At 67.9% G+C, this 14,717-nt stretch carries 12 protein-coding genes; 2 read left to right on the forward strand and 10 right to left on the reverse strand.

From position 1 onward, the window contains the following. Nucleotides 1-76 precede the first annotated feature (76 nt). The 7 genes from rplS to ffh form a co-directional block, all read right to left on the reverse strand. On the reverse strand, nucleotides 77-484 hold the full coding sequence (gene rplS / locus QMX81_RS01760) for a 50S ribosomal protein L19 (RefSeq protein WP_019184486.1): 408 nt from the start codon (nucleotides 482-484) through the stop codon (nucleotides 77-79). Nucleotides 485-639: 155 nt separating this feature from the next. Next, nucleotides 640-1,398, reverse strand: coding sequence for a tRNA (guanosine(37)-N1)-methyltransferase TrmD (gene trmD / locus QMX81_RS01765; RefSeq protein ID WP_282257822.1), 759 nt, complete (start codon nucleotides 1,396-1,398; stop codon nucleotides 640-642). Nucleotides 1,399-1,403: 5 nt separating this feature from the next. Beyond that, on the reverse strand, nucleotides 1,404-1,916 hold the full coding sequence (rimM, locus tag QMX81_RS01770) for a ribosome maturation factor RimM (protein WP_121043481.1): 513 nt from the start codon (nucleotides 1,914-1,916) through the stop codon (nucleotides 1,404-1,406). A 42-nt stretch (nucleotides 1,917-1,958) separates the two neighbouring features. Next, nucleotides 1,959-2,219: a 30S ribosomal protein S16 gene (gene rpsP, locus QMX81_RS01775; RefSeq protein WP_017356068.1), complete on the reverse strand. Its 261-nt coding sequence runs from the start codon at nucleotides 2,217-2,219 to the stop codon at nucleotides 1,959-1,961. Nucleotides 2,220-2,346: 127 nt separating this feature from the next. Further along, the gene (locus QMX81_RS01780) at nucleotides 2,347-3,135 is read right to left on the reverse strand and encodes an aminotransferase class IV family protein (RefSeq protein WP_282257836.1); all 789 of its coding nucleotides are present in this window, start codon (nucleotides 3,133-3,135) and stop codon (nucleotides 2,347-2,349) included. Further along, nucleotides 3,132-4,208: a nitronate monooxygenase gene (locus tag QMX81_RS01785; RefSeq protein WP_282257838.1), complete on the reverse strand. Its 1,077-nt coding sequence runs from the start codon at nucleotides 4,206-4,208 to the stop codon at nucleotides 3,132-3,134. Before QMX81_RS01785 ends, QMX81_RS01780 begins: the two co-directional genes overlap by 4 nt. Nucleotides 4,209-4,284: 76 nt before the next feature. Beyond that, nucleotides 4,285-5,664: a signal recognition particle protein gene (gene ffh / locus QMX81_RS01790; RefSeq protein WP_019184491.1), complete on the reverse strand. Its 1,380-nt coding sequence runs from the start codon at nucleotides 5,662-5,664 to the stop codon at nucleotides 4,285-4,287. 130 nt (nucleotides 5,665-5,794) lie between these two features. Here ffh and ccsA point away from each other — a divergent pair, with 130 nt between their 5' ends. Beyond that, a complete protein-coding gene (gene ccsA, locus QMX81_RS01795) occupies nucleotides 5,795-6,589 on the forward strand; it encodes a cytochrome c biogenesis protein CcsA (protein ID WP_121043472.1) in 795 nt (264 codons plus the stop codon). A 43-nt stretch (nucleotides 6,590-6,632) separates the two neighbouring features. Here ccsA and QMX81_RS01800 read toward each other — a convergent pair whose 3' ends face one another. The 3 genes from QMX81_RS01800 to radA form a co-directional block, all read right to left on the reverse strand. Then, nucleotides 6,633-8,939 carry a hypothetical protein gene (locus tag QMX81_RS01800; protein ID WP_121043469.1) on the reverse strand — a complete coding sequence of 769 codons (2,307 nt, stop codon included), beginning with the start codon at nucleotides 8,937-8,939 and terminating at the stop codon, nucleotides 6,633-6,635. A gap of 48 nt (nucleotides 8,940-8,987) precedes the next feature. Further along, nucleotides 8,988-10,844, reverse strand: coding sequence for an ATP-binding protein (locus tag QMX81_RS01805; RefSeq protein ID WP_282257844.1), 1,857 nt, complete (start codon nucleotides 10,842-10,844; stop codon nucleotides 8,988-8,990). 161 nt (nucleotides 10,845-11,005) lie between these two features. Next, nucleotides 11,006-12,385: a DNA repair protein RadA gene (gene radA / locus QMX81_RS01810; protein WP_121043463.1), complete on the reverse strand. Its 1,380-nt coding sequence runs from the start codon at nucleotides 12,383-12,385 to the stop codon at nucleotides 11,006-11,008. Nucleotides 12,386-12,533: 148 nt separating this feature from the next. Here radA and QMX81_RS01815 point away from each other — a divergent pair, with 148 nt between their 5' ends. Beyond that, nucleotides 12,534-14,597: a bifunctional diguanylate cyclase/phosphodiesterase gene (locus QMX81_RS01815; protein WP_121043460.1), complete on the forward strand. Its 2,064-nt coding sequence runs from the start codon at nucleotides 12,534-12,536 to the stop codon at nucleotides 14,595-14,597. Nucleotides 14,598-14,717 lie beyond the last annotated feature (120 nt).

The following is a 14,717-nucleotide window of genomic DNA, read 5'->3' on the forward strand; positions in this document are numbered from 1 at the left end:
GCGATGCAGGCCACAAACGCAAACGGCCACCCGAAGGTGGCCGTTTGAGGCGACAACCAACGTTGTCGGCCGGGAATTACTGGGCAGCCTTGGCAGCCAGGCGCGCGGCCTTGGCCTGTGCAGCAGCAGCCAGATCTTCCTTGATGCGGGCAGCCTTGCCTTCCAGGCCACGCAGGTAGTACAGCTTGCCGGCGCGGACCTTACCACGACGCTTCACTTCGACCGAGTCGATGATGGCGCTGTGGGTCTGGAAGACGCGCTCGACGCCGTAGCCGTGCGAGATCTTGCGCACGGTGAACGCGGAGTTCAGGCCGGCGTTCTTGGTGCCGATGACGACGCCTTCGTAAGCCTGCACGCGCTCACGGTTGCCTTCCTTCACCTTCACGTTGACGACGACGGTGTCACCCTGGCTGAACTTCGGCAGCTCGCGGGTGATCTGGGCGGATTCGAAGTCCGAGAGGATGGATTTGTTCAGCTTGCTCATGGGTGCACCGATAATGTTCGGGTGATCGTGTCGTTCGACAACGTGGGCTCATGCAGTCACCGGACTGTGCTGCACGTTTTTTGTAGGGGTTCCTGCCAACGAGCCCCAAAAGGCCGATGGCAATCCCGAATTGTAAACAAGATCCCGCCCCCGCGCTAGGGGGTTGGATCCTTGGCAACGGCCTGCCGTGCCTGCTCCAGCAGGACGCGGTCGGCCTTGGACAACTGGCCTTCGTCGAGCAGATCCGGCCGCCGCAGCGCCGTGCGCAGCAACGACTGCTGCCGGCGCCAGCGGGCGATGGCGGCATGGTTGCCCGAGCGCAGCACATCCGGGACAGTGCCCCATTCATGCTGGGCCGGATGGCTGTAATGCGGGCAGTCCAGCAGCCCCTGCGGGCCTTCGAAACTGTCCTGCGCGGCCGATTCGGCATCGCCGAGGGCCCCGTCCTGCAGGCGGGTCACCGCATCGACGATCACCGCCGCGCCCAGCTCACCGCCGGACAGGACGTAATCGCCGAGGGAAATTTCCTCGGTGACCTCGGCATCGAGGAAGCGCTCGTCAATGCCCTCATAGCGGCCGCAGAGCAGGATCATGCGCGGCAGTGCCGCCAGCTCCCGGACCTTGGCCTGGGTCAGCGGCCTGCCCTGCGGGCTGAGGTAGATCACCGGCGCGGGCGCCGGATCGGCAGCTTTCGCGGCCGCCAGACAGGCCCGCAGCGGCTCGATCAGCATGACCATGCCCGGCCCACCCCCGAATGGACGGTCGTCCACCCGTCGGTAATTGCCTTCGGCATAGTCACGCGGATTCCAGCCGTGCAGGTCCAGCAGACCGCGCTCGGCAGCACGGCCGACCACGCCCAGCGCGGCCGACTGCGCCATGAACTCGGGGAACAACGTGACGACGTCGATACGCATCCGGCCTAGAACTCCGGATCCCAGTCGACCACGATCAGGTTGGCCTCGAAATCCACCGAGACGACGAATTCGGGCTGCACGAACGGAATCATCCGCTCACGATCCCCCTGCACCACGAGCACGTCGTTGGAGCCGGTCGAGAACAGGTGTGACGCCCGCCCAAGTTCGACACCTTCAACGGTACGCACCTGCAAGCCCTCCAGATCGACCCAGTAATACTCATCGGGCTTCGGGGGCGGCAGCGCGCTGCGCGCGACATAGACTTCGGTCCCGTACATCGCCTCGACCACATCGCGGTCGGTGATATCGGGAAACACGGCGACCAGATGCTTGCCGGACTGACGTCCGCGTGCACCGGTGAGCGTGCTCTCCTGGCCGGCGGGGGTCCGCAGGATCCAGGGCTGATAGTGGAAAATGGCGGTACGCGGCTCGGTCCAGGACTCGAGCTTGATCTCGCCTCGCACACCAAAAGCGCCGACAATCCTGCCCAGCAGGATGCGGCGCTCGGTATCTTTCATCTGTATAGACCGATGGGCCGCGGCAGGCGCGGCCCTTCAGGATCAGGCCGCGGAGGCCTGGGCCTTGGTCGCTTCCTTGTACAGGTTGCGAACCTTGTCGGTCATCTGGGCGCCGTTGGCGACCCACTTGTCGACCAGCGGCAGGTCCAGCACGATGCGGGACTCGGCACCCTGGGCAACCGGGTTGTAGTAACCGACGCGCTCGATGTTGCGGCCATCACGGGCGCTGCGCGAATCGGTCACGATGATGTGGTAGAACGGACGCTTCTTGGCGCCGCCGCGGGTCAGTCGAATCTTGACCATGGTGTTGTTTCCTCAATTGCCCAGTCGCCAGGATGGCGCGGTAAGCCGGCGATTATAGCGGCGGCCTCCGGTCATTCCAAGCCTGTGAAGACCGGGAAAGCTGAACAGGGCCTGCAGATCAGGCGGTTCAGGCCACCAACGGCTGCCAGGGCGCGGCCGCCAGCACCTCCCGGGCCTTGGCGCACAGCGCCGCCGAGTTGGCCAGTACGCCCCCATCGATCACCGCGATCGGCCAGATGCCGGCTGCGTTGCAGGCGATGGCCGCATCGAACCCGGCCAGGTCCGCCAGCGCGACCGGCCGCACCTGCTGATCACTGCCCCACCCGGCCTGCAGCAGGCGCTCGTGGGTACCGCGCAGCGCGGGCGCGTGCGGCCAGATCAACGTGTCACCCGAGGCGAAGGCGATGTTCCAGGTGGTGCCTTCGCTGACCAGGCCGTCGTCGCCGACGAACAGCGCGTCATCCACCCCTGCCAGCAAGGCCTCGCGGCGCTGCTGGAACAACGCGAACGTACCGACATGCTTCACCTGCGGCAGTTCGCGCTGGTAACGCACCGTCCGCAGCCGCCGCGCTATCGCCGGCAGATCGACCGGTGGCGCGACGGCGACCAGCACATCGCCGGCGACCGGCTGCAGCGGCCGCCGGAAATCGAATTGCCGCGAAAATACGGTCACCCGCAGCGAGGCATCGAGCGCACCTTCGGCCTGTAGCGCGGCGTGCATCCAGGCGCGCACCTGCAGCGGCTCCAGCGCGGTGCCGAACAACGCCACCGTGCCCTCCTGCAGACGCTGCAGATGCAGATCCAGCCCCTGCACCGCGCCATTGCGCACCTGCAGCGAGGTGAAATGACCGTAGTTGGTCAGTGCGCCGGCCAGATCATCGGCGCTGGCAACGCGGCCATTGCAGTACAGCCTCATCCGAGCAACGCCTTCGCATCGGCCCACATCTGCTGCAGCACCTCGGCCGCCGGGCGCGCCGGGGCCATCCACGCGGACTGCCCCGCCCAGGCCTGCATCGCATCCAGCGCGTTGTCGCGGCCCGCCTGCGCGCGCATCGGCGCGGTCAGCCCACGCTGCACCGGATACGGCCGCGGCGGTGGTGCATCAGCAGACGCCGCGGCGCGCACATACGCGGTGGCCAGGCCACGGCCGAGGCGACCACTGAAGGCGCGCGTCGGCCAGGTGTCTTCCGGTTCGGCACTGGCCAAGGCCTGTGACCATGCCGGATTCAGATGGCACTCCGGGGTGCGCAGGAACGCGGTGCCCACCTGCACCGCACTCGCCCCCAGCGTCAGGGCTGCTGCGATGCCGCGCCCATCGGCGATGCCACCGGCCGCGATGATCGGGATATCCAGATGATCGGCCAGCCGCGGCAGCAGCGCGAACAATCCGACCAGCTGCCGCTCGGCTGCGTCCGGATCGAACGCACCACGATGGCCGCCCGCCTCGAACCCCTGTGCGACCACCGCATCGGCACCGGCCGCCTGCGCGGCCCGCGCTTCGGCCAAGGTGGTCGCACAGGCGATCCAGGCAATGCCCACGTCTTTCAGCCGCTGCACCTGTGCCGGAGAAAACACGCCCATGATGGTGGAGGCCACCGCCGGGCGCGCCTCGATCAAGGCATCGAACTGCGCGTCGACATCGGCCGGCCCGGCATCGGCAGCGCTGGCCGGCACCTCCGGGCCCCACTGCGCCAGGAAGCGGCGTGTCGCCGCTTCAGCATCGGCATCGCGCGACGGCAGCGGGTCGGGTATCCAGACGTTGACCTGCGCCGGCCCGGCGGACTGCGCGCGAAAATCGGTCATCCACGCCACGATGTCCTGCGGCTGGGACAGCACCGCGCCCATCGCGCCCATGCTGCCCGCGTTGGCCAGCGCGGCCGAGAGCGGCACGGGGCAGGCCCCAGCCATCGGTGCGAGCAGGATCGGGGCCTGCAATGCAAAACGCCGACAGAAGTTGTCGGCGCGTTCGAGAAGCGGGGAACCATTCACGCGCGGCGCACCTGTGGAAGGAGACGGTGCCAGCATACGCCGCACCGCCCCTGCCCGGAATGCACGTGCGCAGGACTCAGCGGAACGGCATGCCGCCGCGGCCGCCCATGGCGCCCATCATCCCCTTCATGCTGCGCATCATGCCCTTCATGCCGCCGCCGGCCATCTTGCTCATCATCTTTTCCATCTGCTGGAACTGCTTCATGAGCTTGTTGACGTCGGCCGGGGTCAGGCCGGAACCGCGCGCGATACGGGCACGGCGCGAGCCGTTGAGCAGGCCCGGGTTGCGGCGCTCTTTCTTGGTCATCGAGTTGATGATCGCGATCATGCGCGGCACTTCCTTGCCCTGGCTGACCTGCTGCTTGAGGTGCTCCGGGATCTGGCCCAGGCCCGGCAGCTTGTCCATCAGGCCGCCGATGCCGCCCATGTTCTGCATCTGCTCCAGCTGGTCGCGCATGTCGTTCAGATCGAACTTCTTGCCCTTGGCGACCTTCTCGGCCAGCTTCTGGGCCTTGTCCTTGTCGACCTGCTGCTCGACCTGCTCCACCAGCGACAGCACGTCGCCCATGTCCAGGATGCGGCTGGCGATACGGTCCGGATGGAACACATCCAGGCCGTCCGGCTTCTCGCTCACACCAACGAACTTGATCGGCTTGCCGGTGATGTAGCGCACGCTCAGCGCGGCACCGCCGCGGGCGTCACCGTCGGTCTTGGTCAGCACCACGCCGGTCAGCGGCAGCGCATCGCCGAAGGCCTTGGCGGTATTGGCGGCATCCTGGCCGGTCATGGCATCGACCACGAACAGCGTTTCGGCCGGGTTGACCGCGGCGTGCAGCGCCTTGATCTCGGCCATCATCGCTTCGTCGATGGCCAGGCGACCGGCGGTATCGACGATCAGCACATCCACGAACGACTTGCGCGCGTCATCGATCGCGGCGCGGACGATGGCTTCCGGCTTCTGGTCGGCGGTGGACGGGAAGAACAGCACGCCGACCTGGTCGGCCAGGGTCTTGAGCTGCTCGATCGCGGCCGGACGATAGACGTCGGCCGAGACCACCATCACCTTCTTCTTGCGCTTTTCCTTGAGGTGCTTGGCCAGCTTGCCCACCGTGGTGGTCTTGCCCGCACCCTGCAGGCCGGCCATCAGAATGATCGCGGGGGCCGGCACGTTGAGGTTCAGGTCCGAGGCGGCCGAGCCCATGACCGCGGTCAGCTCGTCGCGCACGACCTTGATCAGCGCCTGGCCGGGCGTCAGCGACTTGAGCACTTCCTGGCCCACCGCACGCACCTTGATGCGTTCGACCAGCGCCTGCACCACCGGCAGCGCCACGTCGGCTTCAAGCAGCGCGATGCGGACTTCGCGGGTGGCCTCGCGGATGTTTTCCTCGGTCAGGCGACCGCGGCCACGCAGCCGCTCGATGGTGCCGGAGAGGCGCTGGGTCAGGGACTCGAACATGGAAGCGACCTGTTCAGAACAAAAGACAATGAGACCGCCAGTATAACGGTTCCGCCCCGGCTCCCGGACCGGCCCCGGCGGCGGCGCTGCGGGCATCGCCAGCACCCCGGGGGTATGCGAAACTGACACGATGACAATCGTTCTCATCGCGACCCTGCTGTACCTGACCGCCACCGGCCTGCTGGTGCGCGCGGTCGTCCGCGATGATGCGGTGACCTCCCCGGCCTGGCTGTGGCCGGCGCTGCCGGCGATGCTGCTGCACGGCGGCTATCACGTGCTGGTGGCGATGCGTACCAGCGGCGGCCCGGACATGCACTTCTTCGCCGCCCTGTCGCTGGTCGGGCTGGGCATGGCGTGGCTGACCTCGCTGGTCGCCGCGCGCGGGCGCATGGCGGCGCTTGGCGTGCTGGTGTTCCCGATGGCCGCCGTAGTGCTGTGGATCTATCACGCCTACGGCCACGAGCCGAGCAAGCCGCTGGGCTGGCAATTGGCCACGCACGCGTGGATGGCGCTGCTCGCCTACGCCACCCTGAGCGTGGCCGCGTTGCTGGCGATCATGTTGTGGCTGCAGGAACGCGCCCTGCGCCGCCGTGATTTCCGCCCGTGGCTGCGCGCCCTGCCCCCGCTGGCGGACCTGGAAGCGCTGCTGTTCCGGGTGATCGCGGTCGGCTTTGCGCTGCTTACGCTGACCCTGGTCACCGGCGTGCTGTTCGTCGATGACCTGCTGGCGCAGAAGCTGGTGCACAAGACCGTGCTCAGCATCCTGTCCTGGATCGTGTTCGGCACGCTGCTGATCGGGCGCCGCCGTTACGGCTGGCGCGGCGCGAAGGCGGTGCACTGGACCCTGACCGCGATGGCGTTGCTGCTGCTGGCGTTCTTCGGCAGCCAGTTCGTGATCGAACTGGTGTTCGGACGCACGCGATAGCGGCGTGCCGACCAACGGTCGGCACCCACCCGCTATCCTCTGACTACAACCCGTACCGTTCGATCGCATCCAGATGCGGCTGCCGGTCCTGGTCGCAGGCCTCGGCCAGGCGCAGCCAGCAGTGTGGGTGCGCCCACTCCGCCGTCGCCTGCTGCAGGAAGCGATGCAGTGCCAGCGGCGCGTGATCCTGCGGCTGGGCGACCGTGAACAGCAGCCCCGGCAGCGCCCCGTCTTCGGCATCCGGATCGGTCACGGTGTAGTCCGCACGGCTGTGCGACCACACCTTCCAGCCCTGCGCCTCGGCCGCTTCCACCAGCGCGTTCCATGCCGCCTCGCCCGGATGCGCGCCGTCGACCAGCCAGCTGCGGGCGAATCCACCCCGCTCCAGCACGTGCACCTGCGCATAGGTCGGAATGAAGTGCTCGCGCTCGGCTTCATCTTCTGGTGCGGGGTGCACCAGGCCGGCGTCGAACACCACCCAGTCACCCACCTGCTGCGCGCGGTTGGCCGGTGCGTTCTCGACGATGCGCGCGGTCACCGGCCCGCTGCGGCGGGCGTAGTACTCCACCGGCTCGCCGCCGTCTTCGCTGCGGATGATCACCCAGCCCCAGGGCTCTTCGACCACGCCCTGCTGGCTGGACAATTCCATGCCGATCGCGGCCGCCGAGCGGCGCACTGCATCCCAGTCGCGCGCCGCGCTGGCGGCACTCATGTGGTCCCAGTGCGCGGCATTCGGCTCCTCCAGCGTCTCCACCAACTGCGCGTAGCAGGCCTGCGCATCGCTGAAACGGCCGGTCTCCATGTACATGCTGGCAAGCGTCCGGCGTGCGCCGTTCGAGCCCGGCGACAACGCCAACAACGCCTGCGCGGCCTGTTCCATCGCCGGCCAGTCGGACGCGCGCCGTGCACGCTGTACTTCGCACCAGTGCGCGAACACCGGCACGCTGTCGCGATAGGTCGCGGCCAGCCTGCGCAGGCCATCATCATCGCCCTGCTCGGCCAGCCAACGCATCAGGGTGTAGGCCGCCGCGCCATCTTCCTGCGCGTGGCCGCGCACGAAGTCCCACAGCAGCGCCATGGCTTCGGTGGTAGCGCCGCAGGCGTGCAGCGCCGAGGCTGCGACCTCGGCCAGTGCGTCGTCGTCGGGCTGCTCGGCGTGCGCCTGCAGCAGCCACTGCGCTTCACGCTCGGGATCGCGCGACTGGTGCTGTTCGCCCTGCGCTTGCAGCCATGCCAGCAGTTCATCGGCGGGCACCGGCAGCGGTGCCATCTCCGGCAGTGCCTCGATCCGTGCGGCCAAGCCGGCCACCAGCGCGGCAGCGCCACGATCCTGCCGCAGCTGCGCCAGATGGGTCCGGGCCAGACCGAGCTGGCGCTGCGCCACCCAGCGCGCACCACGCTGCAGGGCCAGTTCCAGGCTCAATGCAGCGATCTCGATCACCAAGCGATGCGCGCCGACCGCGGCGAAGTGCTCGATGATCGTGTTGAACCGCGTCCCCAGATCCCAGGTATTGCGTGCACCATCCCGGCTGCACAGTGTCGAGGCGGTATTGGCCCACAACCGCCAGTGGTTCGGCGTCAGCTCGTTCCATGCCACCAGCTGCTGCAGTGCGTCTTCATCACGTCCCAGCTGCGCCAGCGCCCAGGCCTTGGACAGACGGCGCGGCACTGTGCAGTTGGCCGGCTCGTAGTCGCCTGCAGCAGCCACTTCGGCCTCGCGCTGCTCGATCAGTGCCAGCGCCTCCTCCGCACGGCCGCTGGCCAGCAGGATCTTGATCTGCATTTCCGGGAAGCTGTCGAACACCTCCTTGCCACGCGCCTGGATCGCCGCCGCCTGCACCTGCAGGTACTCCAGCGCGTCCTGGCCGCGGCCGTCGTCCAGCAGCGCGTCCGCCTTCTCGCAGCTCAGGCACTGGAAGCAGGCCCAGCTTGGGTCGATGCGGCCCAGCGTCTCGTCGCAGACCTCGATGCGCTCGGGCACCCAGCCCGGACCATCGATGTTGCCGTAACAGGCGGCAAGATCCTGGGTGACGCAGATCGACTGTGGGCAGTCCAGGGTATCGGCACGGTGTGCGCGCTCGAACAGCGCCACCGACTCGCCCAGTGCGCTTTCACCTTCCATGCGGTTGCCGACGCGGTTGCGCAGCGCCCAATGGCCGACATAGACGTCGACCCAGGGATTGTCGAGTGCCTTGCCCAGCGCGCGCGCTTCGGGCAGCAGTGCATCGACGCGGTCGACCTGCAGTTCACTGACGTCATCGGCAAGGCGGGTCAGCAGGTGGGCGTTCTGTGCCTGCCCGGCCTGACGCAGGTCTTCCTGCAGTTTTTCAACCCAGTTCCAGATATCCATGGGGGGAATGCTCCTGTCTAGCGAAGGCTGGATGAGAGGGGGCGGTGCTCAGCGCAGCATCTGCTGCAGGGCACCGGCAATATCGGTAAATGCACCATTGAGATCGGGGCCCGGCGTTGCCGCAGCCCGCTGCAACGGCCGGCCCTGTGCGGACACGATGATCTTCAGCGAGCGCAGCAGGCGTGCGGCCGAGGCGGCCTGCGGGTGGCCATCGCGCTGGGCCTGCAGCAATGCCTGCACCGCTGGATTGTCCAGGTTGAGGTAGAGCCGTGACGGCGCACGCGCCTCGATTCGCGCGGTGAACTGGCGCGCCAGGCGCAAGGCGGCCATCGAGACGCGCTTGTCGTTCTCGTCGTCCTCCAGGCGCTGCTTCAGCTCGGCTTCGCGGTCGGGCACCACCACCACCGGCAGCGCCTCGGGGCTGAAGCGCGCCGGCAGCAGCTGTTCGCCATCGCCCAGGTGTTCACGCAGCCAGGCCAGTTGCGCATCGTCAAGGCTGTGGTCAGTGCGGAACAGTGCGCGATTGCCCTGCTCGGTACCGAGCTCAACCAGGCGCAGGCCCTTGGCCTGGGCCCAGCGGCGCAGGAAGGGCACCACTGCATAGCGATGGCCATGCGCGACCGGCACGCCCATCGCACGGAACAGCATTTCCTCGAAGCCGCCACCGTTGTCGAGGATCACATGCACCGCGCCACGCGCCGGCAACGCGCTGGCCGGCAGGTCACCCTGCGAGGTCGGCACGCGCACGTGTTCCAGCAGCAGGTCGAACAGGCGCTCATCGCACAGGGCTGCGCCCAGCAGGGCTTCATTGTGCCGGCTGAGCACACGCCGCCAGGCCTCGGGCTGCTGGCGTGCGACGTCGGCCAGGCCATCGATCAGCGCTTCCAGCAGGGCGTGCTGCACGGCGCGATAGTGATCATCGCGCTGCAGATCCTCGCGGCTGGCCGTCGGGGTCAGCTTCGACGACTCGATCACCCCGCCGATGAAACCGGCCCACGGCGGCAAAAGGTCGCGTGCATCGTCGTCCAGCAGCATGCCGCGCACGAACACCGACAGGTTGCGGTTGTCGCTGGTGCCGTAGGTGGCACCATCCTGCACCCAGAGCATGCCGATGGCATCGCTGCTGCCATCGGACTGCAGCGGCATCGTCACGATGGGCTCGAAATCGTGTTCGAAACGGGCAGCGAACTGCAGCGCCTGGCGACGCGCCTGCACGGGATGCAGCGCGACATCACCCTGCCCGCGCCACGGCGGCGGTTCAGGGTTGATGGCCTCGGCGGCAGCGCCGATGAAAATCGGTTCGGACAGCAGCGCGCAGTAGCGGCCAAGCACCTCGTGCAGGCGCGCTTCGTTGGCCAGCGGCAGGAAGTCCGGATGCAGCTCCAGCTCGACCTCGGTGCCGATCACCCGTGCCGGCACGTCGCTGACGGTGTACTGCTCGGCGTTGCTGGACACGTACAGGTGGCCCAGCTCCGGCGCCTGGTAGGAGGTGGTGCGCACGCTGACACGGCGCGCCAGCACGAAGGCCGACAGGAACCCCAGGCCGAACATGCCGATCAAGCCGTCATTGTCCTCGCCCTCCTGGCGCAGGCCCCGGGTGTAACCCACGCCGACCGTGGCCAGGTAATCGTGGATTTCCTGCCGGGCCAGGCCGGCACCGGTGTCGGTGATGCGCAGCACGCCGGCGGCGGCATCGACCTGCACGTCGATGCGCGACACACACGGGATGCCCGGCTGCTCGATACGGCGACGGATGATCGAATCGTGCGCGTTCTGCACCAGTTCGCGCAGCGCCACCATCGGGGTGGAATACAGGTGCTTGCCCAGCACCGTCATCAGTCCATTGAGATCGACCCCGGCGCGGCGGATTTCGGCAGCGGGGGTGCTGAACATCGGGTCCTGCATGTAATCGATTACTCCTTGCCACGGAAAAGCGCCGGAGGGCGCCTTCGTCGAGCCCGGAAAACTAGCACAGGCTGGCTGACCGCAGACCCATTCGTCATGGGTGAGCCGAGCATGGGCTCAGCTCACAGGGGCGCGACAACCGAGCCTCGGCCCGGCCCCGGTCACAGCGCGTCGATCGCCTCCGACAACCGCTCCACCGCGATCACCTCCATGCCCTTCACGCTGCCGGTCTTCGGCGCGTTCGCCTTGGGCACGATCGCGCGCTTGAAGCCATGCGTGGCCGCCTCGCGCAGGCGGTCCTCACCGTTGGGCACGGGGCGGATCTCGCCGGACAGGCCCACCTCGCCGAAGGCGATCGTCTTCTCGGCCAGCGGCCGGTCCTGCAGCGAGGACAGCACCGCCAGCAGCACCGGCAGATCGGCGGCGGTCTCCTGCACGCGGATGCCGCCCACCACGTTGACGAACACGTCCTGGTCACCCACCAGCACGCCGCCATGGCGGTGCAGCACCGCCAGCAGCATCGCCAGGCGGTTCTGCTCCAGCCCCACCGCCACCCGGCGCGGGTTGGACAGCGGTGAGGCATCCACCAGTGCCTGCACTTCCACCAGCAACGGGCGCGTGCCTTCGCGGGTGACCATCACGCAGCTGCCCGGCTGCTGGGTGCTGCCGCCGGAGAGGAAGATCGCCGAGGGATTGGAGACCTCTTTCAGGCCCTTCTCGCCCATGGCGAACACGCCCAGCTCGTTGACCGCGCCGAAGCGGTTCTTGAACGCCCGCAGCAGGCGGAAACGGCTGCCGCTCTCGCCTTCGAAGTACAGCACCGCGTCGACCATGTGTTCGAGCACGCGCGGGCCAGCGATGCCGCCTTCCTTGGTCACGTGCCCGACCAGGAACACCGCGGTGCCGGTTTCCTTGGCAAAGCGCACCAGCCGCGCGGCGCTCTCACGCACCTGGCTGACCGAGCCGGGCGCGGCGGTCAGCGATTCGGTCCACAGGGTCTGCACCGAATCGGCCACGATCAGCCGCGGCTTGGCCACGCTGGCATGCTGCAGGATCGCCTCGACCTGGGTTTCGGCCAGCGCGTTGACGTTGTCCAGCGGCAGATCCAGCCGCACCGCGCGGCCAGCGACCTGCGAGAGCGATTCCTCACCGGTGATGTACAGCACCGGCAAGCTGGCCGCCATCTTCGCCACCGCCTGCAGCAGCAGGGTGGACTTGCCGATACCCGGATCGCCACCGACCAGCACCACCGCCCCTTCGACCAGGCCACCGCCGAGCACGCGGTCGAACTCGCCGATGCCCGTGCTCACCCGCAGGTGCTCGGTCTGCTGTACGTCCTTGAGCGCCATGATCTTCGGCGCATCGACCTTGCCGGCCCAGCCGGAACGGCGCGACGCCGGCGAGGACTTGGTGGGCGTCGCGCTTTCCAGTGTGATTTCGCTGAGCGTGTTCCAGACCCCGCACTCGGTGCACTGGCCCTGCCACTTGCTGTATTCGGCGCCGCATTCACTGCAGACGTAAGCGGTGAGTCGCTTGGCCATGTCCACTTCCGCTTCAGAATCGATGGGGCAGGATAGCCGAGCCGCGTCGCAGCAACCGAGACGCCGAGCGCCCCTGCTCAAGATTCCGGCCGCGATGCCGATACTCCGGCGGGCCACTGCCCTCCTTCAACCTTTTCCAGGCTTCTCCATGACCGGCACCTACAGCCAGAGTCTTGTCGTGTTCTCGCTGCTGGTCGCCATCCTCGCCTCGTACACCGCGCTGGACATGGCCGGTCGCCTGGCCAGTACCCGCGGCCGGGTCGCCCGCTGGTGGCTGGCCGGTGGCGCCGGTGCGATGGGCCTGGGCATCTGGTCGATGCACTTCATCGGCATGCTCGCCTTCCACCTGCCGATCCCGGTCGGCTATGACCTGGCCATCACCCTGTACTCGCTGGCGGTGTCGGTCGGCGCCTCGGCGTATGCGCTGTGGCTGGTCTCGCGTGCGCAGCTGCCGTGGTCGCGACTGTGCGCGGGCGCGGTGCTGATGGGGCTGGGCATCGCGGCCATGCACTACCTGGGCATGGCCGCGCTGGAGATGCAGCCGGGCATCGACTACGACCCAGTGTGGTTTGCCGCCTCGATCCTGATCGCGATCGGCGCGGCCGGTGCGGCGCTGTGGATCGCCTTCCGGCTGCGCCTGGAGCAGCGCCGGCCGTTCCTGCTGCGCGGGCTGGCCTCGCTGGTGATGGGCCTGGCCATCGTCGGCATGCACTACACCGGCATGGCCGCAGCCAACTTCCCCGAGGGCGCGCTGTGCGGCGCGGCCTACGGCCAGGGCATCGATACCAAATGGCTGGCCGTACTGGTGATCGTGACGACACTGGCCACGCTGGGCATCGCGCTGATCGCCTCGGTGTTCGATCGCCAGATGCGTACCCGCACCGGCCTGCTCGCCGATTCGCTGGCGCAGGCCAACGAGAAGCTGATGCAGGCGGCCCTGCACGACCCGCTGACCCAGCTGCCCAACCGCATGCTGCTGCAGGACCGGATCGAGCAGGCCATCGAGAAGGCACAACGCCGGCAGTTCAGCTTCGCGGTGATGTTCTGCGACCTCGATGGTTTCAAGGCGATCAACGATGCCTACGGCCACCAGCTCGGCGACAAACTCCTGATCCAGGTCAGTGAGCGGATCACCGCGCTGCTGCGTGCGCAGGACACGTTCGCGCGGCTGGGCGGAGACGAATTCGTCATCGTGTTCCAGGTGGAAGATCCGGAAGACGCGGCGGTGGTCGCCGAACGGATCATCGCCAGCGTGGCCGAACCGTTCGAGATCGATGCGCTGGAATTGCAGGTCAGCGCCAGCCTGGGCATCGCGCTGTACCCGGCCGATGCCACCACCGAGCGCGATCTGATGGCCCACGCCGATGCGGCCATGTACCACACCAAGGATTCGGGCCGGAACGGTTATACCTTCTTTACCCAGTCACTCAACGTCAGCGCCAACCGCCAGCTGAAGCTGCTGCAGGAGCTGCGCAAGGCGGTCAGCCGCAGCGAGCTGGTGCTGCACTACCAGCCCAAGTTCCAGGCCAACGGCAACGCGCTGATCGGGGCCGAGGCGCTGGTGCGCTGGCAGCACCCCGAACTGGGCCTGCTGTCGCCGGATGCGTTCATCCCGATCGCCGAGCGCAGCGGGCTGATCCTGTCCATCGGCGACTGGGTGCTCGACCGGGCCTGCGCGCAGCTGCGCCACTGGCACGATGCCGGGCATCCGGACTGGACGATGGCGGTGAACCTGTCGCCGCTGCAGTTCGGCTCGAGCACGCTGCTGGAGACCGTGCGCCGCACGCTGGAGAAACACGGGCTGGACCCGAAGCGGCTGACGCTGGAGGTGACCGAAACCACTGCGATGCGCGATGTGGAAGCGAGCCTGCTGATCCTGCATGGACTGACCGCGATGGGCGTGAACATCTCCATCGATGACTTCGGCACCGGCTACTCCAGCCTGCTCTACCTCAAGCGCATGCCGGCCACCGAGCTGAAGATCGATCGCGCCTTCGTGCACGATCTGGAAGACAACGCTGAAGATGCCGCCATCGTCTCCTCGATCATCGCGCTGGGCCGCTCGCTGCAGCTGCAGATCGTCGCCGAGGGCGTGGAGACCGCCGGCCAACGCCAGTACCTGAGCGACATGGGCTGCGATCAGCTGCAGGGGTACCACCTCGGGCGGCCGGTGGATGCGGCGGAGTTCATGCGGCTGGCGAAAGCAGCGTAGCGCGCGGCTCGGCGCCTCGGTTCCGGTAGCCGAGCCCCGCCGCGGCTGGCGGGCCGTTCGGCAAATGTCCCCCGGCATCCGCCAGGTGGCGGCTGCCGCCTCCGTGAGTTTGCCCAACGG

It is taken from the genome of Stenotrophomonas sp. PS02301 (genome assembly GCF_029959485.1).
GTDB classification, from domain to species: domain Bacteria; phylum Pseudomonadota; class Gammaproteobacteria; order Xanthomonadales; family Xanthomonadaceae; genus Stenotrophomonas; species Stenotrophomonas maltophilia_Z.

What these genes read in the sequence shown, in the direction of transcription:
- rplS (WP_019184486.1), bottom strand. Translation starts at nt 484, where the DNA reads ATGAGCAAGCTGAACAAATCCATCCTCTCGGACTTCGAATCCGCCCAG.
- trmD (WP_282257822.1), bottom strand. Translation starts at nt 1,398, where the DNA reads ATGCGTATCGACGTCGTCACGTTGTTCCCCGAGTTCATGGCGCAGTCG.
- rimM (WP_121043481.1), bottom strand. Translation starts at nt 1,916, where the DNA reads ATGAAAGATACCGAGCGCCGCATCCTGCTGGGCAGGATTGTCGGCGCT.
- rpsP (WP_017356068.1), bottom strand. Translation starts at nt 2,219, where the DNA reads ATGGTCAAGATTCGACTGACCCGCGGCGGCGCCAAGAAGCGTCCGTTC.
- QMX81_RS01780 (WP_282257836.1), bottom strand. Translation starts at nt 3,135, where the DNA reads ATGAGGCTGTACTGCAATGGCCGCGTTGCCAGCGCCGATGATCTGGCC.
- ffh (WP_019184491.1), bottom strand. Translation starts at nt 5,664, where the DNA reads ATGTTCGAGTCCCTGACCCAGCGCCTCTCCGGCACCATCGAGCGGCTG.
- ccsA (WP_121043472.1), top strand. Translation starts at nt 5,795, where the DNA reads ATGACAATCGTTCTCATCGCGACCCTGCTGTACCTGACCGCCACCGGC.
- QMX81_RS01800 (WP_121043469.1), bottom strand. Translation starts at nt 8,939, where the DNA reads ATGGATATCTGGAACTGGGTTGAAAAACTGCAGGAAGACCTGCGTCAG.
- QMX81_RS01805 (WP_282257844.1), bottom strand. Translation starts at nt 10,844, where the DNA reads ATGCAGGACCCGATGTTCAGCACCCCCGCTGCCGAAATCCGCCGCGCC.
- radA (WP_121043463.1), bottom strand. Translation starts at nt 12,385, where the DNA reads ATGGCCAAGCGACTCACCGCTTACGTCTGCAGTGAATGCGGCGCCGAA.
- QMX81_RS01815 (WP_121043460.1), top strand. Translation starts at nt 12,534, where the DNA reads ATGACCGGCACCTACAGCCAGAGTCTTGTCGTGTTCTCGCTGCTGGTC.